General features: G+C 66.1%; 21 protein-coding genes and 3 tRNA genes. 10 read left to right on the top strand and 14 right to left on the bottom strand.

Going from position 1 to position 24,494, the window contains the following annotated elements:
* Window positions 1–37 precede the first annotated feature (37 nt).
* From BEP01S_RS15870 to BEP01S_RS15860, 3 genes are all read left to right on the top strand, one after another.
* Window positions 38–1,000, top strand: coding sequence for an AraC-like ligand-binding domain-containing protein (locus tag BEP01S_RS15870; RefSeq protein WP_062245300.1), 963 nt, complete (start codon window positions 38–40; stop codon window positions 998–1,000).
* A gap of 290 nt (window positions 1,001–1,290) precedes the next feature.
* A complete protein-coding gene (locus tag BEP01S_RS15865; RefSeq protein WP_244882301.1) occupies window positions 1,291–2,682 on the top strand; it encodes an APC family permease in 1,392 nt (463 codons plus the stop codon).
* 124 nt (window positions 2,683–2,806) lie between these two features.
* Entirely contained in the window at window positions 2,807–4,210 is a 1,404-nt protein-coding gene (locus BEP01S_RS15860; protein WP_062245351.1) for an aldehyde dehydrogenase family protein, read from the top strand.
* An 88-nt stretch (window positions 4,211–4,298) separates the two neighbouring features.
* Here the strand turns inward: BEP01S_RS15860 and BEP01S_RS15855 are convergent, their stop codons facing one another.
* On the bottom strand, window positions 4,299–5,123 hold the full coding sequence (locus BEP01S_RS15855; RefSeq protein ID WP_062245297.1) for a metallophosphoesterase: 825 nt from the start codon (window positions 5,121–5,123) through the stop codon (window positions 4,299–4,301).
* Window positions 5,124–5,215: 92 nt separating this feature from the next.
* On the bottom strand, window positions 5,216–6,112 hold the full coding sequence (locus BEP01S_RS15850) for a LysR family transcriptional regulator (RefSeq protein ID WP_062245294.1): 897 nt from the start codon (window positions 6,110–6,112) through the stop codon (window positions 5,216–5,218).
* Window positions 6,113–6,234: 122 nt separating this feature from the next.
* Between BEP01S_RS15850 and BEP01S_RS15845 the strand changes: the two genes are divergently transcribed.
* Window positions 6,235–7,440, top strand: a complete 1,206-nt coding sequence (locus BEP01S_RS15845) for an acyl-CoA dehydrogenase family protein (protein ID WP_062245290.1) — start codon at window positions 6,235–6,237, stop codon at window positions 7,438–7,440.
* 23 nt (window positions 7,441–7,463) lie between these two features.
* On the opposite strand, the gene BEP01S_RS15840 is transcribed toward BEP01S_RS15845, so the two are convergent.
* The gene (locus tag BEP01S_RS15840) at window positions 7,464–8,348 is read right to left on the bottom strand and encodes an oxidoreductase (protein ID WP_062245287.1); all 885 of its coding nucleotides are present in this window, start codon (window positions 8,346–8,348) and stop codon (window positions 7,464–7,466) included.
* 88 nt (window positions 8,349–8,436) lie between these two features.
* Here BEP01S_RS15840 and BEP01S_RS15835 point away from each other — a divergent pair, with 88 nt between their 5' ends.
* Both BEP01S_RS15835 and BEP01S_RS15830 read left to right on the top strand, forming a co-directional pair.
* A complete protein-coding gene (locus tag BEP01S_RS15835) occupies window positions 8,437–10,182 on the top strand; it encodes an ABC transporter transmembrane domain-containing protein (protein ID WP_062245284.1) in 1,746 nt (581 codons plus the stop codon).
* Window positions 10,179–11,966 carry an ABC transporter ATP-binding protein gene (locus BEP01S_RS15830; protein WP_062245281.1) on the top strand — a complete coding sequence of 596 codons (1,788 nt, stop codon included), beginning with the start codon at window positions 10,179–10,181 and terminating at the stop codon, window positions 11,964–11,966. Before BEP01S_RS15835 ends, BEP01S_RS15830 begins: the two co-directional genes overlap by 4 nt.
* Window positions 11,967–11,988: 22 nt before the next feature.
* Here BEP01S_RS15830 and mgtE read toward each other — a convergent pair whose 3' ends face one another.
* Window positions 11,989–13,356, bottom strand: a complete 1,368-nt coding sequence (gene mgtE / locus BEP01S_RS15825) for a magnesium transporter (protein WP_062245279.1) — start codon at window positions 13,354–13,356, stop codon at window positions 11,989–11,991.
* Window positions 13,357–13,459: 103 nt separating this feature from the next.
* On the opposite strand from mgtE, the gene BEP01S_RS15820 reads away from it, so the two are divergent.
* The gene (locus BEP01S_RS15820; protein WP_062245276.1) at window positions 13,460–14,245 is read left to right on the top strand and encodes an isocitrate lyase/PEP mutase family protein; all 786 of its coding nucleotides are present in this window, start codon (window positions 13,460–13,462) and stop codon (window positions 14,243–14,245) included.
* Window position 14,246: 1 nt separating this feature from the next.
* Here BEP01S_RS15820 and BEP01S_RS15815 read toward each other — a convergent pair whose 3' ends face one another.
* The 9 genes from BEP01S_RS15815 to BEP01S_RS15775 all read right to left on the bottom strand — a co-directional run bounded on the left by BEP01S_RS15815 (window position 14,247) and on the right by BEP01S_RS15775 (window position 21,202).
* Window positions 14,247–14,609, bottom strand: a complete 363-nt coding sequence (locus BEP01S_RS15815) for a universal stress protein (protein ID WP_062245273.1) — start codon at window positions 14,607–14,609, stop codon at window positions 14,247–14,249.
* 9 nt (window positions 14,610–14,618) lie between these two features.
* Window positions 14,619–16,064 carry a sugar porter family MFS transporter gene (locus tag BEP01S_RS15810; RefSeq protein WP_062245270.1) on the bottom strand — a complete coding sequence of 482 codons (1,446 nt, stop codon included), beginning with the start codon at window positions 16,062–16,064 and terminating at the stop codon, window positions 14,619–14,621.
* 64 nt (window positions 16,065–16,128) lie between these two features.
* Entirely contained in the window at window positions 16,129–16,626 is a 498-nt protein-coding gene (locus BEP01S_RS15805) for a hypothetical protein (RefSeq protein WP_062245267.1), read from the bottom strand.
* A 75-nt stretch (window positions 16,627–16,701) separates the two neighbouring features.
* Window positions 16,702–17,685 (bottom strand): patatin-like phospholipase family protein, encoded by a 984-nt coding sequence (locus BEP01S_RS15800; protein ID WP_062245265.1) that lies wholly within the window; start codon window positions 17,683–17,685, stop codon window positions 16,702–16,704.
* A gap of 76 nt (window positions 17,686–17,761) precedes the next feature.
* Window positions 17,762–18,628: an SDR family oxidoreductase gene (locus BEP01S_RS15795; RefSeq protein WP_062245263.1), complete on the bottom strand. Its 867-nt coding sequence runs from the start codon at window positions 18,626–18,628 to the stop codon at window positions 17,762–17,764.
* 148 nt (window positions 18,629–18,776) lie between these two features.
* Window positions 18,777–20,726, bottom strand: coding sequence for an acetate--CoA ligase (gene acs, locus BEP01S_RS15790; protein ID WP_062245260.1), 1,950 nt, complete (start codon window positions 20,724–20,726; stop codon window positions 18,777–18,779).
* A 151-nt stretch (window positions 20,727–20,877) separates the two neighbouring features.
* Window positions 20,878–20,950 (bottom strand) — tRNA-Phe (locus BEP01S_RS15785).
* Between the two features lie 68 nt (window positions 20,951–21,018).
* Window positions 21,019–21,092 (bottom strand) — tRNA-Asp (locus tag BEP01S_RS15780).
* Between the two features lie 37 nt (window positions 21,093–21,129).
* Window positions 21,130–21,202: transfer RNA gene (locus BEP01S_RS15775), tRNA-Glu, on the bottom strand.
* A 168-nt stretch (window positions 21,203–21,370) separates the two neighbouring features.
* Between BEP01S_RS15775 and BEP01S_RS15770 the strand changes: the two genes are divergently transcribed.
* The gene (locus BEP01S_RS15770; RefSeq protein WP_039208022.1) at window positions 21,371–21,718 is read left to right on the top strand and encodes a metallopeptidase family protein; all 348 of its coding nucleotides are present in this window, start codon (window positions 21,371–21,373) and stop codon (window positions 21,716–21,718) included.
* Between the two features lie 207 nt (window positions 21,719–21,925).
* A complete protein-coding gene (gene ybaK, locus BEP01S_RS15765; RefSeq protein WP_039208021.1) occupies window positions 21,926–22,426 on the top strand; it encodes a Cys-tRNA(Pro) deacylase in 501 nt (166 codons plus the stop codon).
* Here the strand turns inward: ybaK and BEP01S_RS15760 are convergent, their stop codons facing one another.
* Window positions 22,427–23,038, bottom strand: a complete 612-nt coding sequence (locus BEP01S_RS15760) for a YigZ family protein (protein WP_062245257.1) — start codon at window positions 23,036–23,038, stop codon at window positions 22,427–22,429.
* Between the two features lie 88 nt (window positions 23,039–23,126).
* Between BEP01S_RS15760 and BEP01S_RS15755 the strand changes: the two genes are divergently transcribed.
* Entirely contained in the window at window positions 23,127–24,491 is a 1,365-nt protein-coding gene (locus tag BEP01S_RS15755; protein WP_062245255.1) for an aspartate aminotransferase family protein, read from the top strand.
* Window positions 24,492–24,494 lie beyond the last annotated feature (3 nt).

Below are 24,494 nucleotides of genomic sequence, written 5' to 3'. Positions count from 1 at the left end.
GACGAAGCGGTCGGGGCCGAGCAATCTAGGGACGACGATGTTGCTTGAAGACACCGCGAACGACTTCGACGGCTGGCAGGGGCTGGTCTCGGACTCGTTCGTTCCGCTCGATACCGAACCCCAGCGCCGAGGCGGATTCCAGGGTCGAATCAGCGCGCGCGACTACGACTCCGTGGTGATGTCGCAGATCAATGCCAACCCTCACGCCGTCCTGCGCACCCCCGAGCTCATCGCCCGCGCCCGATCGCAGGCGCACGGCTGCGCGGTCGGAACGAACTACTTCAAGGTCTCACTGCAGCTCGACGGGCACGGACTGCTCATCCAGGACGGACGAGAGATGGCACTGGCGCCCGGATCGCTGGCCATCTACGACACGTCCCGGCCGTATACGCTCAGCTTCGATTCGGATTTCTCGTCCTACGTCATGATGTTCCCGCAGTCGCGGGTCAACCTGCCCGCCGGAACCGTCGGCCAGCTCACCGCCACCCCGATCGGAGCCGACCATCAGCTCGGTGCGGTTGTCGCCCAGGTCATCTCCCAGGCCGGAGCCATGCTGCCGACCCTCAATCGGACGACCGGTGTGCGGCTGGCCGGCAACGTCGTCGACCTCCTCACCACGGTGATGGCCGACGAGCTCTCTGCCGCGGGCGGTGAGGTCGACGAACGGCAGCGACTGTGGGCCGAGATCACCGAGTACATCGATGCCCACCTCTCCGATCCGCAGCTGACGCCGTCGACCATCGCCGCCGCCCACTTCATCTCGGTGCGCACCCTGCACCAGATCTTCGAGGGCAGCGGGGAGACTGTCGCCGGGGAGATCCGGCGGCGCCGCATCGAGAAGTGCCGCCTCGACCTCGCCGATCCCGGGCAACGTCAGACCCCGGTAGCCGCCATCGGCGCCCGCTGGGGCCTGAGTGATCCCGCGCACTTCTCCCGACTCTTCCGCAGCGCCGTCGGCCAGCCGCCCGCCGGATATCGTCGCAGCGCCAACGGCGGCTGAGACTGAGCTCCCCCGCGGGCAGATTCAGAGCCCCGATCGCGAATGCGCACATCGTCAAGGACTCTGCCTGCAAAGCCAAGACTCGATGGGCCGGCACAGGACACACTGGCAGTAATCACATTGACTGTTAGGTGGATCACATGAGCACTCTCAGCTCGGACCCGGCCAAAGGCGGCCTGGGTTCCCCGATCAGCAACGGCGCCGATCGGCACTCCACGGACGTCGGGAACGCACCCGCGGCCACGGCTTCACTCGATGCCCGCCGCATCGGAATCCCCGCGCTCGTCTTCATGATCATCGCCGCCTCGGCGCCGTTGACCGTCGTCGCCGGCGGAGTCCCCAGCAACTTCGCCGTCACCGGCCTGGTGGGGATTCCGCTGTCATTCGTCGTCCTCGGGATCATTCTCATCCTCTTCGCCATCGGCTATGCGGCGATGAGCCGCCACGTCCACAACGCCGGGGCCTTCTTCGCCTACATCTCGAAAGGGCTGGGCAAGCCCGCCGGAATGGGAGCGGCGATGACCGCACTCGTCGCCTACAACTCCATGCAGATCGGCATCGCCGGAATGTTCGGCTTCGTATTCTCCTCCTTCCTCGACACCCTCTTCGGCATCTCCTGGTCCTGGTGGGTCTGCGCCCTCATCGCCTGGGTCATCGTCGGCATCATGGGTGTGCTGCGGGTCGACTTCTCCGCAAAAGTGCTCGGCATCATCGTTGGTGCGGAATTCCTCGTCGTCATCGTCTTCGACATCATCGGACTCGCCCACAGCCCCGAAGGAATCACCACCGACGGATTCGCACTCGACCAGCTCTTCGCGCCCGGGGTCGGCGCAGCCCTGGCATTCTCGATCGCGGCCTTCATGGGCTTCGAATCCGGCGCCATCTACAACGAGGAGGTCAAGGACCCTCGCCGTACGGCCGGTCGGGCCACCGTCATCGCGGTGAGCATCATCGCGGTGTTCTACGCGTTCTCCGCCTGGGCGATGGTCGTCGGCGAGGGTGCATCGAAGGTCATCGGTCGGTCGCAGGAATTCGGGCCCGACCTCATGTTCGTCTTCCTCGGCGAGCATGCCCCTGTGTGGTTCGTCGACCTCGGCAACCTGCTGTTCCTCACCTCTCTGCTGGCCGCGCTCGTCGCCTTCCACAACATCGTCGCCCGCTACGTCTTCGCCCTCGGCCGAGACCGGGTCCTTCCGCCGTCGCTGGCCAGGACCTCGCGGCGTACAGGTGCGCCCGTGGCAGGTTCCCTCGTCCAGTCAGGACTGGCGCTCGTCATCATCCTCGTCTTCGCCGTGGTCGGCTCCGGCAGCGATGACCCGCTGTTCCCCGTCGTCACGCTCTTCACGTGGCTGACGAACATGGGCGCTTTCGGGCTCGTCCTGCTCATGGCGCTGACCGCGCTCGCCGTCGTCGGTTTCCTGCGCACGAAGGCAGGAGAGTACTCGCTGTGGACCCGAGTCATCGCCCCCGGCCTCTCGGTGGTCGGACTCCTCGCCCTCTTCGTCGCCATCGTCATCAACTTCAATGTCCTCATCGGCGCAGAGGGCACCACGGTCCTGTCCTGGCTGCTGCCGGCCATCGTTCTCGTCCCCGGACTCATCGGCACCATCTGGGCCGTCATCCTCCGCTCGTCTTCACCGAACCTCTATGCAGGAATCGGCTCCGGTGGTTCCCTGGGATGACGTAAGCGTTCCGGCCGCCTGAAATATCCGTACACACCGCCAGAAAATGACCACACCAACCGCCGCCGACCATCCGGTCGCCGATCAAAGGAGCACCATGACCGCCGAGGCAACCGCCACCGAAATGACCACCACCGCCGGAATTCTCGCTGCCATCGTCGACCCTTCCGGCCGCGAGATCCACGACCCCGCCACTGGCGAGATCGTCGGGCGCACCGGCGAAGGCAGCCCTGCCGACATCGATGCCGCCGTGGCCGCCGCACGCAAGGCTCAGCCGGCCTGGGCCGCGCGCACTTCACAGGAGCGCAGCGAGATTCTGGGCAAGGCCGCCGATGCGATCGAAGCCTCCGCCGAGGCATTGGCCGAGCTGCTCTCGCGTGAACAGGGCAAACCTCTCAACGGACCCAACGCCCGATTCGAGGTCGGTGCCTGCGCGGCCTGGCTGCGCGCGAACGCAGCCTTCGAGCTCGAACCCGAAGTTCTCGTCGATGACGGTGAGACCCACGCCGAACTCCACTACCGTCCCGTCGGCGTCGTCGGAGCCGTCGGACCCTGGAATTGGCCGATGATGATCTCCGTGTGGCAGTTCGCGCCTTCGCTGAAGATGGGCAACACCGTCGTTCTCAAACCCTCGGAGTACACACCGCTGTCAGTCCAGGCGCTCGTGGCCGTGGTCAACCAGGTGCTGCCGGCCGATGTGCTTGCCGTCGTGCCCGGCGACGGAACGGTCGGCGCCGCCCTGACCAGCCACGCAGACGTCGACAAGATCATGTTCACCGGGTCGACGAAGACCGGGCAGGCGATCATGCGCACCGCTGCGGACAACCTCGCCCGTATCACTCTCGAACTTGGTGGAAACGACGCCGGCATCGTCCTCGACGATGCCGATCCGGCCCAGATCGCCGGCGACCTGTTCTGGGGCGCGTTCATCAACACCGGGCAGACCTGCGCTGCGATGAAGCGGCTCTACGTTCCCGAATCGCTCTACGATCAGGTCTGCCAAGCCCTCGTCGAGGTGGCTGGACAGTCCCCGATGGGCGTGGGGTTGGAAGAGGAGAACGTGCTGGGACCGTTGCAGAACAAGCAGCAGTACGACATCGTCGCGCGCCTCGTCGAGGCGGCAAAGGACGGGGGAGCGCGCGTGCTCATGGGCGGCGACCCGGTCGCCGACCAGCCCGGCTACTTCTATCCGACGACCCTCGTCGCCGACATCGACAATGACAATCCGCTTGTGGCCGAGGAGCAGTTCGGGCCGGTGCTGCCGATCATCAAGTACTCCGACCTCGACCAGGCCATCGAATGGGCCAACGAGCTCGAAGTCGGCCTCGGATCCTCGGTGTGGGGCACCGACCTCGACGCCTGCCGACAGGTCGCGGCTCGACTCGAGGCGGGAACCACGTGGATCAACAAGCATGGTGCCGTCGACCCCCGAGTGCCGTTCGGCGGGGTGAAGAAGTCCGGCTTCGGCCTCGAGTTCGGACTCGAGGGCCTCAAGCACGTGAGCGTCCCCCAAGTTATCTCCTGGTAATTGCTACCCGACGGCGGCCCAGCAACCTCGCGCGAGGTTGCTGGGCCGCCGTCGGGTAGCACGGAGGGTATTCTCCAGTGCCGGGTTCTCAGTTGATCGTTGCTCCGTGGAGGACGAACGGTGCGAAGACCGGGGCCGCCTCGGCGAGATGGCAGGGGTCGATTCCGACGATTTGCCGGCCAGCGTGTTCGAAAGTTGCGTGGCGGTGATTGAGGTCGAGTCTGATCTGTGATTGGACCCAGGACTCGGCCGACCACTGGCTGCGGTTCCAATCGAAGGCACTCGAATGGCCGTGAATCTGATTGAACGGCAGCTCGGCCTCCAGCCGCGGCCAGGATGGGTAGACCTCTGTCCCTGCGGCTGCCCACACTGGGCCGGCATTGTCATCATCGACGCCGAGCAGCATCGTCCCGGGATGCCAGAGCGCGCTATCGGCGGCTGCGTCCTTCAGTGCCTCCAACGTCGCCTCGGCACTGTCGGGGGCTCCGAGCCCCTGTCGCCAGAATCCAGCCGTCAGGCCGGCATGAGTGATCAGCCACTCCTCGCCTGAGCCGTCGGTGACAGCTGCTGCCGCTTGGAGGCGACCATCTGCCCACCAGCCCCGTAGCTGCTCCTGGGCGTTCTCCTCGATGACTTCGTTCCATCCGAAAACCGGGCGGTCGACGTAGAGCTGTTCATGATTGCCCACGATCTGAGTCCACACACCCCGTTCCAGAAGACCGGCGACGAGGCCGACGACTTCAGCGGAGGCCGGGCCTCGGTGGACCAGGTCGCCGACTTGGATGACATGGAGGTCCTCCGGCCAATCGATCTCGGCTCCGAACCGCACGCCGAGCTCTCCCAGGAGATGGACGAGCGGTCCGAAATGACCACCGACGTCTCCGATCACTGCGATACGGGTTGGGCCAGCCATACCCCCAGTCTCTCACCGATTCCGCCGCGACTGCGCGCTCCCAGGCACCCGACGGGGGCCCAGCAACCTGGCGCCAGGTTGCTGGGCCCCCGTCAGGTAGTAATTGGGGAGGGGAAGAGGGCGCGGACGATACTGAGCACCCTTGCCAGCGCCTCCGACGGGTTGTTCCGGCGCCAGCCGAGGGCGAGGGTGAAGGAATCTCCGCCCTCGGCGAGGCGAACATAGCGCACCCCGTCGATGCGGATGTGATCCGAGGACTCGACGACGACGGCCATACCGACCTGCGCGCCCACAAGAGCCAGAAGACTGTAGGGATCGGGTGCCTCCTGGACGACCTGCGGAAGAAATCCGGCGTCGTCGGCCAGTCGCATCATCACCTCTCTGACCTGGGATCCGTGCGACGGTGCATAGGAGATGAACGGCTGACCGGCGAGTTCGCTCATGCTCACCGATTCCCGTTCGGCCAGCTCATGCGCCGAGGGCATGGCGATCATGACGCTCTCCTGCCGGATGACGTGGACCTCGACGCCGGCCGGCACCGGCGGGCTGATGATCGCGAGATCCGTCTCCCCGTCGCGCAGCGCGATCGCGGCCTCTCCGCAGTACATCTGCGGCTGCAGGTCGAGGCTGATTCCCGGGTGCAGCTCGCCGACTTCGCGAGCCAGTCGCGACAGGATGGAGTAGCCGCTGGTGCCGCCGAATCCGATGCGCACCCGGCCCGCCAAACCCTGCTGCGCGGCGCGGGCGATGCGTCGGGCACCGTCCACCTGGGTCCCGATGGCCGCGGCCGGTTCGACCAGCGCCTCGCCCGCCGGCGTCAGTCGGACCCGTCGCGTCGTCCGCTCGAACAGATCGACGTCGAGGTCCTTCTCGAGTGCGCGGATCATCTGGCTGAGCGCGGGCTGCGCGATGTGCAGACGCTCCGCGGCCCGTCCGAAATGCAGCTCCTCGGCGACAGCGAGGAAAGCTGTGACCTGCCGGAATTCCATGCCGTACCCCCGCCGCGTGGATTGATAAGAATCGGTGCTTAATCACTTCGATATTACCTCTTGGACTCTGAGTAATACCGATGGCACTGTTGAAGACGAACCCGATGCCCAAGGAGACACCCATGACTGCAGACACTGCACACAACCCAGCCACCCCAGACACCGCCTTGGACCCCTCAGACCTGCTCGACCTCGCCGGGCTCCTCACCGACGAAGAGCTGGCGCTGCGCGCGAAGGTCCGGACCTTCGTCGACGAGCGGATCCGGCCGAACATCGCCGAATGGTACGAAGGCGCGATCTTCCCGACCGAGATCGTGCGTGAGATGGGCGAGCTCGGCCTCCTCGGCATGCACCTGCAGGGCTATGGCTGCCCGGGACGTTCAGCCGTCGAATACGGTCTCGCCGCCCTCGAACTCGAAGCCGGCGACTCGGGGCTGCGCACCTTCGTCTCCGTGCAGGGATCGCTGGCGATGTCGGCCATCCACAAATTCGGCTCCGAAGAGCAGAAGAACCGCTACCTGCCCGGAATGGCCAAGGGTGCGATCATCGGCTGCTTCGGGCTGACCGAGCCGACCGCCGGATCCGACCCCGCCTCGATGGCCACCACCGCTACCCGCAATGCCGACGGAAGCTGGACGCTCAACGGTGCCAAACGGTGGATCGGCCTGGCCTCGATCGCCGATATCGCGGTCATCTGGGCAGCCACCGACGACGGCATCCGCGGCTTCCTCGTGCCCACCGATGCTCCCGGCTTCACCGCCACTCCGATCGAGCAGAAGCTCTCGATGCGCGCGTCGATCCAGTGCGATATCGACCTCAAAGACGTGGAACTGCCCGCCGAGGCGGTCCTGCCCGAGGTCACGGGACTGAAGGGTCCGTTCTCCTGCCTCAACGAGGCCCGTTACGGAATCATGTGGGGCGCCATGGGCGCGGCCCGCGACTCCTTCGAAGTGGCGCTCGACTACGCGCAGAACCGCCTTCAGTTCGACAAGCCGCTCACCGCTTACCAGATCACTCAGGAGAAGCTGGTGAACATGGCCCTCGAAATCCAGAAGGGCACCCTCCTGGCCATCCAGACGGGACGCCTCAAGGACGCCGGCACGCTCGAACCCGTGCAGATCTCCGTCGGCAAACTCAACAACTGCCGCGAAGCCATAGCCATCTGCCGTGAGGCCCGGACGATGCTCGGCGGCAACGGCATCACCCTCGAATACTCACCTCTGCGGCACGCGAACAACCTCGAGTCCGTGCGCACCTACGAAGGCACCGACGAGGTCCACACCCTCATCCTCGGCCGCCACATCACCGGTCAGCAGGCCTTCCGCTGATCTGAAGCGGGGGAGTGCAGACCTCACACCTGCGGGAAAGCGACCCCGGTCAGTTCTTCGGACACCGCCCACAGTCGGCGAGCCAGCTCGGTGTCGGTGGACTTCGCCGACCGGGAGGCGAATCCTGGTCTTCCGCGGATCTCGAACGGACCGGTCGGACCGATGTAGCTGCCCGGCGGAATGTCGGCGACGGCAGCACAGAGCGTCGGCCGTGTCCCGCCCTGTTCGCTCTGCGCGACCACTCGGGTGAACGCACGGCTGACTCTCGCGTCCAAAGAGTTGTCGTCGCTGGAGCCGAAGAGATTCGTCGCCGCCAAACCCGGATGGGCAGCCGTCGCGATCACCGAGGATGAGCGCTCGGACAGCCGGCGCTGAAGTTCGGAGACGAAAAGCAGGTTCGAAAGCTTCGACTGACCATAGGCGGCCATCGGCCGATACGGTCGCCTCTCCCACTGAAGGTCGTCGAAATCGATCATGCCGAAGCGGTGGGCGATGGAGGAGACGGTGACGATGCGCTCACGCACCTGCGGAAGCAGCAGATTCGTCAAGGCGAAATGGCCGAGGTGGTTCGTCCCGAACTGCGATTCGAACCCGTCGACGGTCCTGTACAGGGGCGGGATCATGATCCCCGCATTGTTGATGAGGAGATCGACCGGTTCGGTGAAGTCCTCCGCGAAATCGCGTACCGAGGACAGGTCGGCGAGGTCGAGGTCGCGCACCTCGGTGCTGCCCGGCATCGTCGCTGCAGCGGCCTCACCCTTCGCACGGTTGCGCACGGCCAGGACGACATGAGCTCCTCGACCGGCCAGAACCCGGGCAGTGACCCGGCCGAGTCCGCTGTTCGCGCCGGTGATGAGGGCCGTACGCCCGGTGAGGTCGGGAATGCCGAAGTCGATCGGAGAAGTCATGGAGTCATCCTAGGTTTCTGCCCTGGCAGTCAGCTGTCCAACCGAGCCGCCACCGCGCCACCGACACGCCGATGTTAGGGTAGCCTTCGTGCCGAAGATCCCTGAAACCGGTGCGCAGCTGCTGCGCCGAGCCGCCCGTCGGCGCATCCGTCCCCTGCTCGGCGGATCGGCCGCACTGTCTGTATGGCAGGTCTGCGAAGCACTCGTGCCGGTGGCGATCGGAATCATCGTCGACCGCGCGATCATCCCGCTGTCGATCCCGGCTCTCATCATCTCGATCATCGGCCTCGGCATCCTCTTCACCGTGCTCAGCGTCGTCGGATACCGCTTCGGCGCCCGCCTGTGCAATGCCGCCCGCGAACACGAAGCCCACGCCCTGCGCGTCGAGATCACGCACGCGGCACTGACCGCCCCGAGCCTGCCGGCCGACCGCACCTCGGGCGAGGTCCTGTCCATCGCCTCGGCCGATGCCGACACCGCGGCCGCGTCCTTCCAGCAGGCCGGACGCGGAATCGCTTCGGTGCTGGGCATGATCACCGCAGCGGTATTCCTCCTCATCGCTGACCCCGTGACCGGCCTTGTCGTCCTCATCGCCGTGCCCATCGGTCTCCTCGTCGTCGCCCTGCCCGGACGGTCCGTCTCGGCGCGGGCAGCCGCGCAGCTCGACGCCGTCGCCTCGGCGGGACGCTCGGCCTCCGACCTCATGCACGGACTGCGCGTGATCAAGGCGATGGGCGGGGAGCCGTGGGCGGTGCGTCGTTATCGCGCCACCTCCGATGCGGCCGCCGACGCCGGCATCGCCACAGGTGAGAGGACTGGACGCCTGGCCGGTCTCGGTGCGCTCGTCATGTCCGCGGTGCTGGCGATCGTCCTCGTCGTCGCGGGCCTGCGCCTCATCGACGGCCAGATGAGCGTCGGCGCCCTCATCGGCATCCTCGGCATGACCGCGTTCCTCACCGAGCCCATGCGCGCACTCGCCGAGATCGTCGGCCTCTTCGCCCAATCCCATGGCGCCGCCGAACGGATCGCTCGCTTGCTCACCAGCCTCGATGCTGCGGCCAGCACCGATACGACAGACGCCCTCGCCGAGGCGGCCCCCACCACCCGTGATGCCGCCGACTCCGGCCCGAACGTCACGACCGCCGAATCCGGAATCACCATCACCGGATGGCCCGCGAACAGCGCGGCCGACGAGCTCACCACCGCCGGCGGCACCCTGACTTGCATCGTCTCCGAGGACGCCGAGGATGCAGCCGAGCTGCTGTCCGCGCTGACCTCCCACGCCCGCAGCCTGGGCCCCGCCCGGATGCTCGTCGCACCCCACGACGTCGACCTGTTCGAAGGCACCATCGGCTCGAACATCACAATGGTCGTCGCCGACGAGCGATCAGATGCAGCCGACGAGGCCGACCGCCCGCCGATCCCGGCCGAGGTGCTCACAGCCTCGGGAGCCGACGAGCTGCTCGACCTCGTCGACGGCGGCCTCGACTACCGGATCCAGGAACTCGGCGGGAACCTCTCCGGAGGCCAGCGGCAGCGCGTCGCATTGGCTCGTGCACTCAATGCCGCCCCGCAGATCCTCGTCCTCGCCGAACCCACCACCGCGGTCGACGCCGTCACCGAAGCGAGGATCGCCGACGGACTCTGCCGACTGCGCCGCAGGACACGGGAACAGGCCACGATCATCCTCACCTCGTCACCGGCCTTCCTCGCCGCCGCGGACACCGTCGTCTATCGCCCGACCTCCGGCCCGCCGCTCATCGGCCGTCATGCCGACCTCCTCGAAGCAGACACCGACAGTGCCGCAGCCTACAGAGATGCGGTGACCCGATGACGGCACCGACGCAGACCACCCTGACGATCGCCTCACGGCGTCGCTCCTTCGCTCATCTGGCCCCGCTGCTGCGTCGCAGAGCCGGCTGGATCGTCCTCCTCGTCATTGCAGGACTGGCCAATGCCGGTGCCGGCCTCGTCGGGCCGTGGGCGATCGGCCGACTCGTCGACGAACTTCCCGCCGGTGCCGGTCCCGAACTCGTGTGGACGTGTGCCATCGCCGTCGCCATCGCCGGAATCGTCATGGCCGTCGGCACGTGGATCGGTGCTTGGGCGCTCGCCCGCATCGCCATGCCCGTCGTCGCCGAACTGCGCACCGAGGTCGTCGACTCCGCGCTGACTCTCGACTCACAGCGGATCGAGCGGACCGGCACCGGCGACCTCGTCTCCCGCGTCGCCGATGACTCCCGCAAGATCGGCGAGGCCGCCGGCCAAGTGCTGCCGCTCGTCGTAGAGTCCCTCCTCGTCGTCGTGGTCTCCGCCTTCGGCCTGGCCGCCATCGATTGGCGACTCGGCCTCACCGGGCTCGTCGCCATTCCGATGTACTGGCTCACCCTGCGCTGGTATCTGCCCAGATCAGAACCGATCTACAAAGAAGAACGCGCGGCGTTCGGGCGGCGTGCCGGCAGGCTCCTCGGCGGCCTCACCGGCGGTGCGACGCTTCGCGCCTATCGTGCCGAGGCCGGAGAGATGCGACGCATCGACTCCGCCTCCGCCCACGCCCGCGACCTGTCCATCGACGTCTTCCGGTTCGTCACCCGCGCGTTCGGCCGCAACAATCGCGCCGAGGCAGTCGTGCTCTCACTGCTCCTCATCGCCGGTTTCGCCCTCGTCTGGTTCGGCGAGTCCACCGCCGGAGCCGTGACCACGGCGGCCCTGGTCTTCCACCGCCTGTTCAACCCCATCGGCTCGCTCGTCGCACTCTTCGACCAGGTCCAGTCCGCCGGCGCATCCCTGACCCGCATGGTCGGAGTCATCGACGAAGCCAGAACCGCGCCGAGCCGACCGACGCAGGACGCACCCGCCGCCCCGTGGCTCGTGCTCGAAGACCTGTGGTTCTCCTATGACACCGACCCGGATACGGACAACCAGGTGCTGCGCGGCGTGAACCTCAGCATCGCACCCGGTGAGCACATCGCCGTCGTCGGCACCACCGGTGCGGGAAAGACGACGCTGGCGAAGATCGCCGCGGGACTGTCCGCACCCGGACACGGACGGGCACGTCTCACGGATGGTGGGGCCGCCTCGGCGAACGGGGTGGACGTGGGATCGATGGACGAATCCGCGCTGCGCCGGCATATCGCCATGGTCGCGCAGGAGGTCCACACCTTCTCCGGCAGCCTGCGCGACAACGTCACCCTGCCGCGACCGGACGCGACCGACGACGAGGTGCGCAATGCTCTGGACGTCGTCGGCGCCGGGTGGGCGACAACCCTGCCCAACGGCCTCGATACGCAGGTCGGGGAGGGTGGAATCCGCCTGTCCGCGGTTCAGGAGCAGACGATCGCGCTGGCCCGCCTGGTGCTGGCCGACCCGGACTTCGCGATCCTCGACGAAGCCACCGCCGAGGCGGGATCGGCCGGAGCTCATGTCCTCGAGTCCTCCGCCGAGGCGGCCCTGAACGGCCGTGGCGCGCTCATCGTGGCGCACCGGCTGAGCCAAGCGGAGAAAGCCGACCGGATCCTCGTCATGGAGCACGGACGCGTCGTCGAGGAAGGCACCCATGCCGACCTCGTCGCCGCCGGCGGACGTTACGCCGAACTGTGGGAGGCGTGGTCGGGCTGAACCCGCCCCTCCCCGAACCCGATCAGCTCAGACCGAGCACCGTCGTGGCGATCGTGAAGTAGATGATGAGGCCCGTGGCATCGCAGAACGTGGAGATGAACGGGTTGGAGAACACTGCCGGATCCGCCCCGACCTTCTTCGCGATGATCGGCATCAGACCGCCCACTGTCGCGGCCATCATGCATACTGACAGCAGAGTCAGGCCGATGACCAGGCCGATCGCCCAACCGTAGACGAGCCCGGCGATGATGAAGCCCAAGGTGCCGAGCACGGAGCCGAGCACCGCCCCCACACGCAGCTCTCTCCAGATGACGCGTCCGAGATCGCGGACGCGCACCTCACCGACGGCCAGGGCGCGGGTGACGGTCGTGGCCGCCTGGTTGCCGGTGTTGCCGCCCGTGCCGGTGAGCAGCGGAATGAAGAGGGCGAGGACGACGACCTGATCGAGCCGGTCCTCATAGACTTCGAGGACCTGGACGGTGAGGATCGCGGACACGGCGAGGACGAGCAGCCACACGATGCGGCTCTTGACCAGACGGATGATGGTCGAGGACAGATAGGAGCGGTCCAGCGGCTCCGTGCCGGAACCGCGGGCGAGGTCCTCCGCGTCCTCCTCGTCGACGATGTCGAGGACGTCATCCATGGTGAGGATGCCGACGAGCCGTTCCTCCTGATCGGTCACCGGCATCGCAATGAGCCGGTGGGAGAGGAACTCACGCGAGGCCACCTCACGGTCGGTCAGCGCATGGGTGCTCAGCGAATCACGCACCATGTCTTCGATGATCGTGTCCTCATCGGCGGCCAGCAGGTTGCGCAGCGACACCACTCCCCGCAGCACCCTGCCGGGACCGACGACAGGCAGTAGGTAGACGGTCTCGGGTCCGTCGATGCGGGCGCGGACGACCTCCATCGCCTGGGCCGCCGTCCAATCCTCGTGGATGCCGAGCACCTCCGGAGACATGTACCGACCGATCGCGGACTTCGGGTAGCCCAGCACCGCCGAGGTCATCTCTCGCTCGTCCGGGGTCAACCCCTTCATCAGGCGGCTGGCCACGCTCGCGGGCAGTTCGCCGAACAGTTCGGCGCGATCATCGGGGTCGAGGCCCTCGACGATATCGGCGACCTCGGGTTCGCGGAGATTGCCGATGAGTTCGGCCTGGTAGGCCGGAGGCAGGTCCTCGAAGACGTCGAGTGCTTCCTCCTTCGTCAGCACTCGGAAGAGCATCGCCGACTGCAGCGGGGTCGAGGTATGGACGAGGCGGGCGATCTCGGCGCGCGGGACCTGCCGGGCGAGACCGGCGATCTCGTCGAGAGTACCGGGATCGATCCTGCCGGTGAGTGCGGATTCGAGTCGGTCGGCCGCCTCGGTGCCCTCTGTAGTATCGGTCACGCATGCCCCCTCACCTCGGACGGAAACTCCCGCAGTCAAGCCTAGGCCATGCACGAGGCGGGAGCGGGCCACGCCTTGAAGTGCGCAGCCCTACGATGGAGCCATGAAATCCTTCAGCGAACTGCACGTCCCCGGCGACCCGTTCATCCTGCCGTGCGCCTGGGATGTGGCCAGCGCCCAATTATTCGCCGAGGCGGGGCACCCGGCCGTGGGAACCACGAGTCTGGGCGTCGCCGCGGCCATCGGCGCCGCCGATGAGGATCGGGAAACCCTCACCGCAACCGCGAGTCTCGCCGCGGCCCTGCGTCAAGCGCTGCCGGACCTGCCGCTGACCTGCGATTTCGAAGACGGCTATGGAGACGGACCCGAATCCGTCGTCGATGCCGTGCGTGAGACATTCGCCGCCGACCCCGCGGCCGGGCTCATCGTCGACGGCATCAACATCCAGGACTCGCGACAGGGCCGGATGAGCGACCCCTCGGCGCTGGCAGCGAAGGTGACGGCGATCAAGGAGGCGTTCCCCGCATTGTTCGTCAATGCACGGATCGACACGTTCTGGATCGGCCAGGACAACCTCGGCGAGGTCACCAGCCGCATCGACGCCTATGCCGATGCGGGTGCCGACGGGATCTTCGTCCCCGGCAACCTCGACCTCGAGACGATCGAGACGATCACCGCACGCAGCCGAGTGCCGCTGAATGTGCTGGCCAGCGCGCGGTATTCCCGGTCCAGCCTCGCCGAGGCGGGAGTGGCCCGGATCAGCACCGGATCGCTGCTCTATCGCGCGGCGATGTCGGAGGCGCTGAGTTCACTGCAGATCCTCGCCGGCGACCGCCCTGCGCAGACGGCGAACGTGCTGTCGTACCGGGCCTTCACCGAACTGGGCTGAGTCAGCGTCCGTCCTGCCGGACGGTGAGCACGGGGACGGGGGAGCGCAGGATGAGGCGCTGCGCGACCGACCCGAGGATCACCTTGCCAACGCGCGACCGGGCACGGACACCGAGGACGAGGCGGTCGACCTCCTGATGGTCGCCCAGTTCGTCGATGACGGCGGTGACCGGGTCGCGATCCCCGCGCCCGGATCGGTTGATGACGGTGACCTCAAGCCCGGAGGGGATCTCGTCGGCGACGAAATCGTGGAGGGTGAGGTTGATGAGCAGCAGACCGGTACCCAGATTCTGTGCCTCGGCGACTGCTGATTCGAGAGCATGGTGGCCTTCGGGACTGTCGGTGACGGCGACGGCGACTGACATAGAGGCTCCTTACCTGCGTCCGTACTTGGCTTTGAACTCGCGTTCGAACTCCGCGAGGTCCTTGCCCTTCGTTTCCGGCAGCATCAGTGCCAAAAAGATGAAGGCGATGACCGCGATGCCGGCGAACATGCCGAAGGTCGCCGTCATGCCCATGGACGCGATGAGCGGTGGGAAGAACTGGGCGACGATGGCGTTCATGATCCACAGCACGAACACGCAGATGCCCATCGCGAAGCTGCGGATCTTCATCGGGAAGATCTCGGAGAGCATCAGCCAGGTCAGCGGACCGACCGTTCCCTGCATGGAGAAGACGAAGAGGACGAGGAAGGCGAGCACCGTCCAGGCCTGTGCGGGACCCGGCGGGATGATGACCGCGGTCAGGGCGATGAGGGTGTGGAAGACGGCGATGAGGCCGTAGCCGGTGAGGAACATGACCCGACGCGGCAGCTTGTTGAGCAGGTACATGCCCAAAGTGATGCCGGCCAGTGAGAACACTCCGTTGGCGATGTTGCCGATGATCGCGACACCGGAGTCGAGGCCGGCAGACGTGAGCAGCTGAGTGCCGTAGTACATGACCGAGTTGATGCCGGTCAGCTGCTGGAAGAAGCCGAGTCCGGCGCCGATGAGGACGAGACGCAGCACCCAGCGGGTGCCGAGGTCGGAGAGTCCGCCCGTGGCTTCCTTCGCATCTTCGGCGGCGAGATGAGTGACTTCGTCGATCTCGGCCTCGGCGCGTTCGGGGGAGCGGACCTGCTTGAGCACGGCCAGCGCTTCCTCGGTCCGTCCCTGCGAGATCAGCCAGCGCGGGCTCTCGGGCTGGAAGATCATGCCCACGAGCAGTGCGATCGCGGGCGCCAGGGCAACGAGCAGCATCCACCGCCAGATCGAGTCGACGTGGCCGAAGAAGTTGAAGATCGCGGCGTTGATGATGAAGGCGGCGAGCTGACCGCCGACGATCATCACCTCGTTGCGGGTGACGTAGCTGCCGCGCTTCTCCGACGGAGCGATCTCACCGAGGTAGACGGGCACTGTCGCCGAGGCACCGCCGACGGCGAGTCCGAGGACGAAGCGGGCGCCGATGAGGAACGCAGCACCGGGTGCGAGCACGCAGCCGAGAGTGCCGATGATGAAGACTCCGGCCAGGAGCAGGATCGTCTTGCGACGGCCCCAAGCATCGGCGACGCGACCGCCGAAGACCGCACCGAAGGCGGCTCCGACCATGAGGGAGGCGACGACGAGGCCTTCGCTCAGCGCGCTCAGCCCGAAGTCCTCGCTCAGAGGTTCGAGAGCTCCGTTGACGACTCCGGTGTCATAGCCGAAGAGCAGACCGCCGAAAGTGGCGACCGTGGCGATGACACCGAGGCGGTGGACGGGGCGTCCCGTTCCGACGTGGGGGAGTTCGAAGTTCGTGCTCGCGGTGGACGTTGATTGACGACGCGGGGATCCGGGTGGCATGGGCGACTCCTTTCCCCTTCAGTCCTAACACATGGGAGCCTGCCCCGAACGGAGCGGGTGGAGTTCAGTCCTCCTGATAGGAGTCGTCGATGACCTCGGGCATTCCGTCGATGACCGAGACTTCTTCGGTTCCGTCATCGGCAAGGGCGTCGACGTTGAGGTCGTCCCCATCGAGTTCAGCGACTTCGAATTCGTCATCGTCGTCGGAGACCATCTCGTCGCCGAGGCGGTTCCCCTGTTCGGCGGCGGGCGACTGATCGGTATTGAATTCGTCGGAGAGGCCGGGCGCTTCGTTCTCGTCCTCCCAGCCGGCTTCGTCGACGAGGGCATCGTCGGCGCCTTCGATGCCCGTGCCCTCCGGACCTTCGGCGCCGGGCTCGATTGGAATGTCGTCGGGCTCATCGTCGATGGTGGAATCGAGATCGACCTGTTCGGCTTCGGCTTCAGCGGCCGCGAGCTCGGGATCGTCGAGTTCGTCTCCCGTCGGCTCATCGAGATCGGGATCGTCGAGGATGGGGTCCTCGTCCAGTCGGTCGGCTGCGTCCGCATCGAACTCGCTCATGATCTCTCCTTCGCTCGTTGTCAATCTCGGGCCCTCATTCTTACACGTCGTCGAGCTGCGGGCCATGGGTGTCGGTCACTTCCGATCGAAGCGCTCCTTCCACCGCTGCCAGTCCCACTGGGCCAGAAACTTCTCTCCGGCGCCGCGGCCGGCGGCGATGAGGTCGCGCTTATCGGCGGAGGTGAGGGCGAAGTCCGTGCTGCTATGGCCGGTCGTGTCGACGAACACCGTCCGCTCGGTCACCGAGGGGTCATCGATGTGTCGCCGGTCGTGCGCATTGAGCATCGTCGACACCAGGGACTTCGCGTACTGGAAGGTTGTCGCGTTGGGCCGCCATTCGGCGGCCGCTGTCTGCCGGGCGGAGAGCATGACACCGAAGGTCGGCCACCGTGCAGGCTTTGCGTCTTTGCGGTCGAAGACGTCGACGGGGAAGTTCGAGAGCAGTCCGCCGTCCGCGCCGAGCACGGAGTCTCCACCGGCGATGTCCGGCCGGGCAGGCAGGGCTCGCGGACGGAAGAAGAACGGACTGGCCGCTGAGGCGCACACCGCCTCGGCGACGGACTGGCTGTCCACATCGACACCGAGGGCCTCTTCGTAGTCCCAGGGCAGGCGGAGCATGCGGCCGCGGGAGACATCGGAGACGATGACGACGAGCCGATATGACCGCTCAGGTGGGATCGCGCTGCCCGGATCGTCGAGTTTGAGGTCACCCCACGTGCGCACCCCCTGATCGGCCAATGCCGAGGCGAGGAAGTCATGGAGCGCCTCTCCCACATACATTCCCTTGTGCAGCAGCAGTCCCTGTACTCGCCCCAGCCAGGGGACGAGGTGGAAGACAGGAGGAAGGTCCTCGAACTCGGTGAAATCCTGTTCGAGGACGTTCTGCTCAAGCGTCTGCGGGGCGATCCCCGCCGCGGTCAGCGCACCGACGATGGCTCCGGCCGAGGTGCCGGCGATCCGGTGGAAGTCAAAGCCCGCGTCGGCGAGGGACTCGACCGCGCCGACCAGGCCCGGCAGCTTCGCCCCTCCGCCTTCGAGGACGAGATCGGTCATCGCCATGCCAACTCCTTCCCGTGGTTCCCTGATTCCATTGTGGACCCGGAACGTGGGAGAGGCAGGGACACCAGAGCCTGAGTCAGACTCCTGCCGGCTGGCGCCTGCGTGCCGCACGACGGCTGCGGGGGCTGTCGCCGCCGGTTCGGCCGGTGAAGTGGTCCATGGTCTGGTTGACGCCGAGGAAGTCCATCACTGCGTCGAACGCGCGGGTCGGCAGGAGGCGGACACCCGGAACCAGGCGCACGAGTGAGGGCATGACCAGCTGCTCACGACCGGATTCGATCGAGTCGATGACCTGAGTGGACACGTTGTTCTCTTCGAGGATCGGCAGCAGGCGGGGGAACTTCGTCTGGACGCCGGCGAACATCCCCGTGTTGATGTAGAACGGGCAGACGACGAGGGTGTTGACTCGGCTGCCTTCTGCGCGCAGCTCGCCCCGCAGGGATTCGGTGAAGCCGACGGCGGCCCACTTGCTCGCCGAGTAGTCGGTCTGCTTGGCCACACCGGTCAGACCCGCTGCGCTGGCGATATTGACGATCGAACCGTGGTTGCGTTCCCGGATGCCGGGCAGGAACGCCTTCGTCGTCCAGTACAGGGCCATGGTGTTGACGTCGAAGGTGCGTCGGATCGCGGCCTCGTCGGCGTCGAGGAGCTTTTTTCCGGTGACGACGCCGGCGCAGTTGACGAGGATGTCGATGTCGCCGACGTCCTGCGCGGTGGAGGCGACCTGGGCGGAATCTCCGACATTGACGGAGAAGGTGCGGGCGCGAACTCCCTTGGCTTCGATCTCCTGACGGACAGCCTCGCCGGTCTCGGCCGAGAGGTCCCAGATGATGACTTCGGCGGCTCCGCGGTCAGCGGCTTCGAGGGCCATGAGCCGTCCGATTCCGCTGCCGGCTCCCGTGATGAGGATGCGGCTTCCGGCGATCTTCGTTCCACGCGTCATGTCTATGCGTCCTTGCAGTTAGGCTTCAGTGCGGTCCGTCTCGTACAGAACCCGCCCTTGCGGGTCCCACGAGATGTTACTCAACAGTACATCAGTGTGTCGTGGGTCACGCAAGGGCGGGTTCGAAAATCGCCCGTAGGCCGGGGGATCAGCTCTCCTTCATGCCCTTCTGGATGAGGTCCATCACCGAGGAGTCCGCGAGAGTCGTGACATCGCCGACCTCGCGGTTCTCGGCCACGTCCTTGAGCAGCCGCCGCATGATCTTGCCCGACCGGGTCTTCGGCAGATCGGGCACGATCATGATCGAGCGCGGAGTCGCGATCGGACCGATCGAGGAGCGCACATGAGACCGCAGATCGTTCACGACATCGTCCCCGCCGTCGTCTGCACTCTCCCTCAGGATGACGAATGCCTCGATCGCCTGGCCGGTCATCTCGTCTTTCGCACCGACCACGGCCGCCTCGGCGACCTTCGGATGAGCGACGAGGGCGGATTCGATCTCCGCGGTCGACATCCGGTGCCCGGAGACGTTGAGGACGTCGTCGACACGGCCGAGGACCCAGAAATCGCCGTCGCGGTCGATCTTCGCACCGTCCCCGGCGAAGTACACCTCCGGGTACTGCGACCAGTAGGTCTTCTTGAACCGCTCCTCATCGCCCCACAGGGTGCGCAACATCGACGGCCATGGTTCCTTGACGACGAGGTATCCGCCGTTTCCGGGTTCGACCGAATTGCCCTCGTCGTCGAAGACGTCGGCGACGATCCCGGGCAGCGGGCGCATCGCCGAGCCCGGCTTCGTCTCGGTCACGCCCGGCAGGGGGCTGATGAGGATGCTGCCGTTCTCCGTCTGCCACCAGGTGTCGACGACGGGGCAGCGGTTGCCGCCGATGTGCTCGCGGTACCACATCCATGCTTCGGGGTTGATCGGTTCGCCGACGCTGCCGAGCAGGCGCAGGCTGGACAGGTCGTACTGAGCGGGGATGTCGCGGCCCCATTTCATGAACGACCGGATGGCCGTGGGTGCGCAGTAGAGGATGGAGACCTTGTACTTCTGCACGATCTCCCACCACCGGCCTCGGTGCGGGGTGTCCGGTGTTCCCTCATAGAGCACCGAGGTGGCCCCATTGGCCAGGGGACCGTAGACGATGTACGAATGGCCGGTCACCCAGCCGATGTCCGCGGCCGTCCAAAAGACGTCCTTGTCAGGTTTGATGTCGAAGACCGCCCAGTGGGTGAAGGAGGTCCCGACGAGGTAGCCGCCCGTGGTGTGCATGATGCCCTTGGGCTTTCCGGTCGTGCCCGAGGAGTACATGATGTAGAGCGGATGCTCGGAATCGAAGGCCTCCGGAGTGTGGATCTCCGGCTGTCGATCGACGACCTCGTGCCACCACAGATCACGGTCGTCATTCCAGTCCACGTCCTGGCCGGTGCGGCGGACGACGAGGACGTTGCGCACCTCGGGGCAGTCCTCCATCGCCTCGTCGACGACGGATTTGAGGGCCGAGAGCTTGCCCTTGCGATAGCCGCCGTCGGCGGTGATGACGAACTCGACTCCGCAGTCCTTGACGCGGTCGGCGATCGCCGAGGCGGAGAAGCCGCCGAAGATGACGGTGTGCGGGGCGCCGAGGCGGGCGCAGGCGAGCATGGCGAACACCGTCTCCGGGATCATCGGCATGTAGATCGCAACGCGGTCGCCGGTCTTGACTCCGAGTTCGGTGAGCGCATTCGCGGCCTTCGAGACTTCGCGCAGAAGATCGGAGTACGTGATGGTGCGGGTGTCTCCGGATTCGCCTTCGAAGTAGTAGGCCACGCGATCGCCGAGGCCGTTCTCGACATGGCGATCGACGCAGTTGTATGCGGCATTGAGCCGTCCGCCCACGAACCACTTCGCAAAGGGCCTGTCCGACCAGTCGAGGACCGTGTCGAAGGGAGTCTCCCAGCTGATGCGCTGTGCCTGTTCCTCCCAATAGCCGATGCGGTCGGCGGCCGCCTTCTCGTATTCGACAGCTTGGGCATTGGCTGCGGCGGCGAAGTCCGCTGGGGGTGGGAAAGACCTGTCCTCGTGGCTGAGTTCCTGAATCGTCGGATTGTTCGTCATCGTGCTCTCCTTTCACCCTGCACCACCACGACGTGGGCGGGTCATCGAACTCACTTTCAACCTACTCCAGTTGATTCGGATTTCAAGAGGTGCCCGCAGATGCGAAAAAGCCCCGCTTCCCAGTCCTGGACTGGGAAGCGGGGCTTCCTTGTGGCTCCGACCGGCGTCGATCCGGTGACCTTTCGATTTTCAGTCGAACGCTCTACCAACTGAGCTACAGAGCCGAGCCGCCGACATACATAAGTATGCCGAGAGAAACAAAGGCTCTTCCGAAGAAGAGCCTTATGCTCCGCGACCCTGACGGGACTCGAACCCGCGACCTCCGCCGTGACAGGGCGGCGCGCTAACCAACTGCGCCACAGGGCCTTGCTGTTGTGATGGAAGACCTTACGATCTTACACCGTACCCCCAACGGGATTCGAACCCGTGTCGCCGCCGTGAAAGGGCGGTGTCCTAGGCCTCTAGACGATGGGGGCCCAGGTTGTCCTCGGATTCCCCGTGGGCAACGACGTTAAGCTTATCCCACCCGATTCGCGGAATGCAAAACGAAAAGAGGTGTCCTCGGTCACACGCCGAAAACGGTGGTTTTCGACGTTTCGCAGGGCCGCCTCGGCGAGGGGATCGGAGTCGCTAGAGTGGGGGTCATGGAGGCCCTGAGTGATGAGGAATTCGATGCGATCCTCGGCGAAGCCCTGGATCAGCTGCCCGCTGGGGTGACCGAACAGCTGGACAATGTCGCCCTGTTCGTCGAGGACCGGCCGGAGAACGGTGACCGGAACCTGCTCGGTCTCTATGAGGGCACACCGATCGGGGAGCGGGGGATCGCCGGATTCGAGATGCCCGACAACATCTTCATCTATCGCGACAACCTCATCGACTTCGCCGAGGATCGGGATCATCTGCGCGAGGAGCTCGTCATCACCATCGTCCACGAGATCGCTCATTTCTATGGTCTCGATGACGACCGACTCCATGAACTCGGGTGGGGCTGAACTTCCCCGACCGATGGGGCCTGCGGGCCTACCAGCGAGTCACTTGGAGTCATGGGAATTGGCATCCGCTCGCCTACTTCGCCTATTGTGGGCGGGTACCTATCAGCACCGATACAACATTCCGTCCGTATCGACGCGGGGACACGGAGCCGTGAAAGCTGCGCCTTCGAGCCCCGCCGAACTGCGGGCAGGAGGCACTACCCCCTTATGACAGTTGCATCCAAGACTTCCAGTGCGGCAACCCCGGCCGTGCGAGTGCTCAACCTGGCAGGCATCGACTACAGCCTGCGCAGCTTCGATCACGATCCAGCCACCCGCCGCTACGGTTCGGAGGCCGCCGACAAGCTCGGCGTCAGCTCCGACCAGGTGTTCAAGACCCTGATGATCCAGGTCGACGAGACACCCGTGACCGCGCTTGTCCCCGTCTCCGGTCAGCTCGACCTCAAGGCCCTGGCCTCCGCACGCGGAGCGAAGAAGGCCCAGCTGTCCGGCGTCGCCGAGACCGAACGCCGCACCGGCTACCCCGTCGGAGGAGTCTCTCCGTTCGGGCAACGCCACGCCGTGCCGGTCGTCGTCGACCGCACCGCACTCGACCACTCCGCCGTGTTCGTCTCGGCCGGCCGTCGCGGCCTCGAGATCGAGATCCGCCCCGAGGATCTCGTCATGCTCACAAACGCGCAGGTCGCGAAGATCGCCGCGCTCGACTGATCACACCCACTCGACCTCACCGACCTCGGGCTCTGCCCGACCGGCGGTGAGGTCGGCGTACATCGCCACCGCATCGGCCACCTCGGCGAGGGGGACCAGAACGTCGAGTCCGACCTCACCGCCGTAGTCGGCCCGCGTCGTCCATCCCCGGTTCCCGGCCGCCCGCTCCAGGGCGTTGGCCTGGGCATAGTCGACATGCGCGGACACCGCGACGCGCTCACGACGGGTGATGATCCGCGCCTCATCCACCGCCGCCGAGGTGGCCTGACCGTAAGCGCGCACGAGTCCTCCCGCGCCCAGCAGAGTCCCACCGAAATACCGGGTGACGACGGCGACGACGAAGGTCAGATCATGGCCGGTGACGACATCGAGGATCGGAGCGCCCGCTGTGCCGGCCGGCTCCCCGTCATCGCTGAAGCGCTGAGTGCGCGAATCCACGTCGAGGACGAACGCCGAACAATGGTGGCGGGCCTTCGGATGCTCGGCGCGCGCCTCGGCGATGACGGCCCTCGCCTCGGCCTCATCTGCGGCGGGGGAGAGGCGGGTGAGGAAGCGGGATCTCTTGATCTCGATCTCGGCCTCGACGGGGCTGACGATGGTCCGGTAAGACATGGTCGTCACTGTAGTCGAATGTGTTCTACGATGACCCCACGGGCGCGGATTCCGCGCTCATCCCCGGTACTTCAGTGAAAGGGTGACAATGGTGCACCAACTCGACGACGCCGACCTCGCAGCGCTCAAGGACGAATCCGCTAGGGCCCGAGAACTCGACCGCGCGCACGTCTTCCATTCGTGGTCGGCACAGCGACTCATCGACCCGCCGACCATCGCCCGCGCGCAGGGGTCGATGGTCATCGACGGTGAGGGGCAGCAGTTCCTCGATTTCTCCTCACAGCTGGTGAACACGAACATCGGCCACCAGCATCCGGCCGTCGTGCAGGCGATCAAGGACCAAGCCGATGTGCTGTGCACGATCAGCCCGGCCACCGTCAACGCGGCCCGCTCCGAGGCGGCTCGCCTCATCACCGAACGGACCCCCGCCGGACTCGACCACGTGTTCTTCACCAACGGCGGAGCGGACGCGAACGAGCACGCCATCCGCATGGCCCGTCTGCACACCGGCAGGACGAAGGTGCTCTCGCGCTACCGGTCCTACCACGGCGGAACCCAGACGGCCGTCAACGTCACCGGCGACCCGCGCCGGTGGGAGAACGAGACCGGGGAGTCGGGCATCGTCCACTTCTTCGGGCCCTTCCTCTACCGCTCCGAATTCCACGCGACCACCGAGGCCGAAGAGACCGAGCGCGCACTGCAGCACCTGCGCCGCACCATCGAGCTCGAGGGACCGAAGACGGTCGCTGCGATCATCCTCGAATCCATTCCCGGCACCGCCGGCATCATGATGCCCAGCCCCGAGTACATGCAGGGCGTGAGGGCACTGTGCGACGAGTTCGGGATCGTGCTCATCGCCGACGAGGTGATGGCCGGATTCGGCCGGTCGGGCAAGTGGTTCGCCTTCGAACACTTCGACATCGTCCCCGACCTCATCACCTTCGCCAAGGGCGTGAATTCCGGGTACGTGCCGCTGGGCGGAGTCGTCATCAACGAGGCGATCTTCGAGACCTTCGCCGAACGCGTCTACCCCGGCGGACTGACCTACTCCGGTCATCCGCTGGCGTGCGCGGCCGCTGTCGCGACGATCAACGCGATGGCCGACGAGGGCATGATCGAACACGCCGCCCATATCGGAGAGACGATCATCGGGCCCCGCCTGCGGCAGATCGCGGAGAACTCGAAGCACGTCGGCGAGGTCCGCGGCACCGGAGCGTTCTGGGCGATCGAGCTCGTCTGGGACAAGGAATCCAAGGAGCCGCTGGCCCCGTACGGCGGAGGCTCACCCGAGGTCGCCTCGGTTGTGGCGGCGCTCAAGGAACACGGGGTCATCCCGTTCAACAACTACCACCGGCTGCACGTGGTCCCGCCGATCAACATCAGCGAAGAGGACCTCGAGCGCGGACTCGGAGTCTTCGAGAAGGTCCTCACCGACTTAGACTTCCCCCGCTGATTT

This window comes from Brevibacterium epidermidis NBRC 14811 (assembly GCF_001570805.1).
Lineage (GTDB): Bacteria > Actinomycetota > Actinomycetes > Actinomycetales > Brevibacteriaceae > Brevibacterium > Brevibacterium epidermidis.
The sequence above is the reverse complement of the archived record's forward strand: the minus strand, read 5'-3'. Positions and strand labels throughout refer to the sequence as shown.

Excerpts from the sequence above, each read along its gene's own strand:
- BEP01S_RS15870 (WP_062245300.1), top strand. The coding sequence starts at position 38 with ATGTTGCTTGAAGACACCGCGAACGACTTCGACGGCTGGCAGGGGCTG.
- BEP01S_RS15865 (WP_244882301.1), top strand. The coding sequence starts at position 1,291 with ATGATCATCGCCGCCTCGGCGCCGTTGACCGTCGTCGCCGGCGGAGTC.
- BEP01S_RS15860 (WP_062245351.1), top strand. The coding sequence starts at position 2,807 with ATGACCACCACCGCCGGAATTCTCGCTGCCATCGTCGACCCTTCCGGC.
- BEP01S_RS15855 (WP_062245297.1), bottom strand. The coding sequence starts at position 5,123 with ATGGCTGGCCCAACCCGTATCGCAGTGATCGGAGACGTCGGTGGTCAT.
- BEP01S_RS15850 (WP_062245294.1), bottom strand. The coding sequence starts at position 6,112 with ATGGAATTCCGGCAGGTCACAGCTTTCCTCGCTGTCGCCGAGGAGCTG.
- BEP01S_RS15845 (WP_062245290.1), top strand. The coding sequence starts at position 6,235 with ATGACTGCAGACACTGCACACAACCCAGCCACCCCAGACACCGCCTTG.
- BEP01S_RS15840 (WP_062245287.1), bottom strand. The coding sequence starts at position 8,348 with ATGACTTCTCCGATCGACTTCGGCATTCCCGACCTCACCGGGCGTACG.
- BEP01S_RS15830 (WP_062245281.1), top strand. The coding sequence starts at position 10,179 with ATGACGGCACCGACGCAGACCACCCTGACGATCGCCTCACGGCGTCGC.
- BEP01S_RS15820 (WP_062245276.1), top strand. The coding sequence starts at position 13,460 with ATGAAATCCTTCAGCGAACTGCACGTCCCCGGCGACCCGTTCATCCTG.
- BEP01S_RS15815 (WP_062245273.1), bottom strand. The coding sequence starts at position 14,609 with ATGTCAGTCGCCGTCGCCGTCACCGACAGTCCCGAAGGCCACCATGCT.
- BEP01S_RS15810 (WP_062245270.1), bottom strand. The coding sequence starts at position 16,064 with ATGCCACCCGGATCCCCGCGTCGTCAATCAACGTCCACCGCGAGCACG.
- BEP01S_RS15805 (WP_062245267.1), bottom strand. The coding sequence starts at position 16,626 with ATGAGCGAGTTCGATGCGGACGCAGCCGACCGACTGGACGAGGACCCC.
- BEP01S_RS15800 (WP_062245265.1), bottom strand. The coding sequence starts at position 17,685 with ATGGCGATGACCGATCTCGTCCTCGAAGGCGGAGGGGCGAAGCTGCCG.
- BEP01S_RS15795 (WP_062245263.1), bottom strand. The coding sequence starts at position 18,628 with ATGACGCGTGGAACGAAGATCGCCGGAAGCCGCATCCTCATCACGGGA.
- acs (WP_062245260.1), bottom strand. The coding sequence starts at position 20,726 with ATGACGAACAATCCGACGATTCAGGAACTCAGCCACGAGGACAGGTCT.
- BEP01S_RS15770 (WP_039208022.1), top strand. The coding sequence starts at position 21,371 with ATGGAGGCCCTGAGTGATGAGGAATTCGATGCGATCCTCGGCGAAGCC.
- ybaK (WP_039208021.1), top strand. The coding sequence starts at position 21,926 with ATGACAGTTGCATCCAAGACTTCCAGTGCGGCAACCCCGGCCGTGCGA.
- BEP01S_RS15760 (WP_062245257.1), bottom strand. The coding sequence starts at position 23,038 with ATGTCTTACCGGACCATCGTCAGCCCCGTCGAGGCCGAGATCGAGATC.
- BEP01S_RS15755 (WP_062245255.1), top strand. The coding sequence starts at position 23,127 with ATGGTGCACCAACTCGACGACGCCGACCTCGCAGCGCTCAAGGACGAA.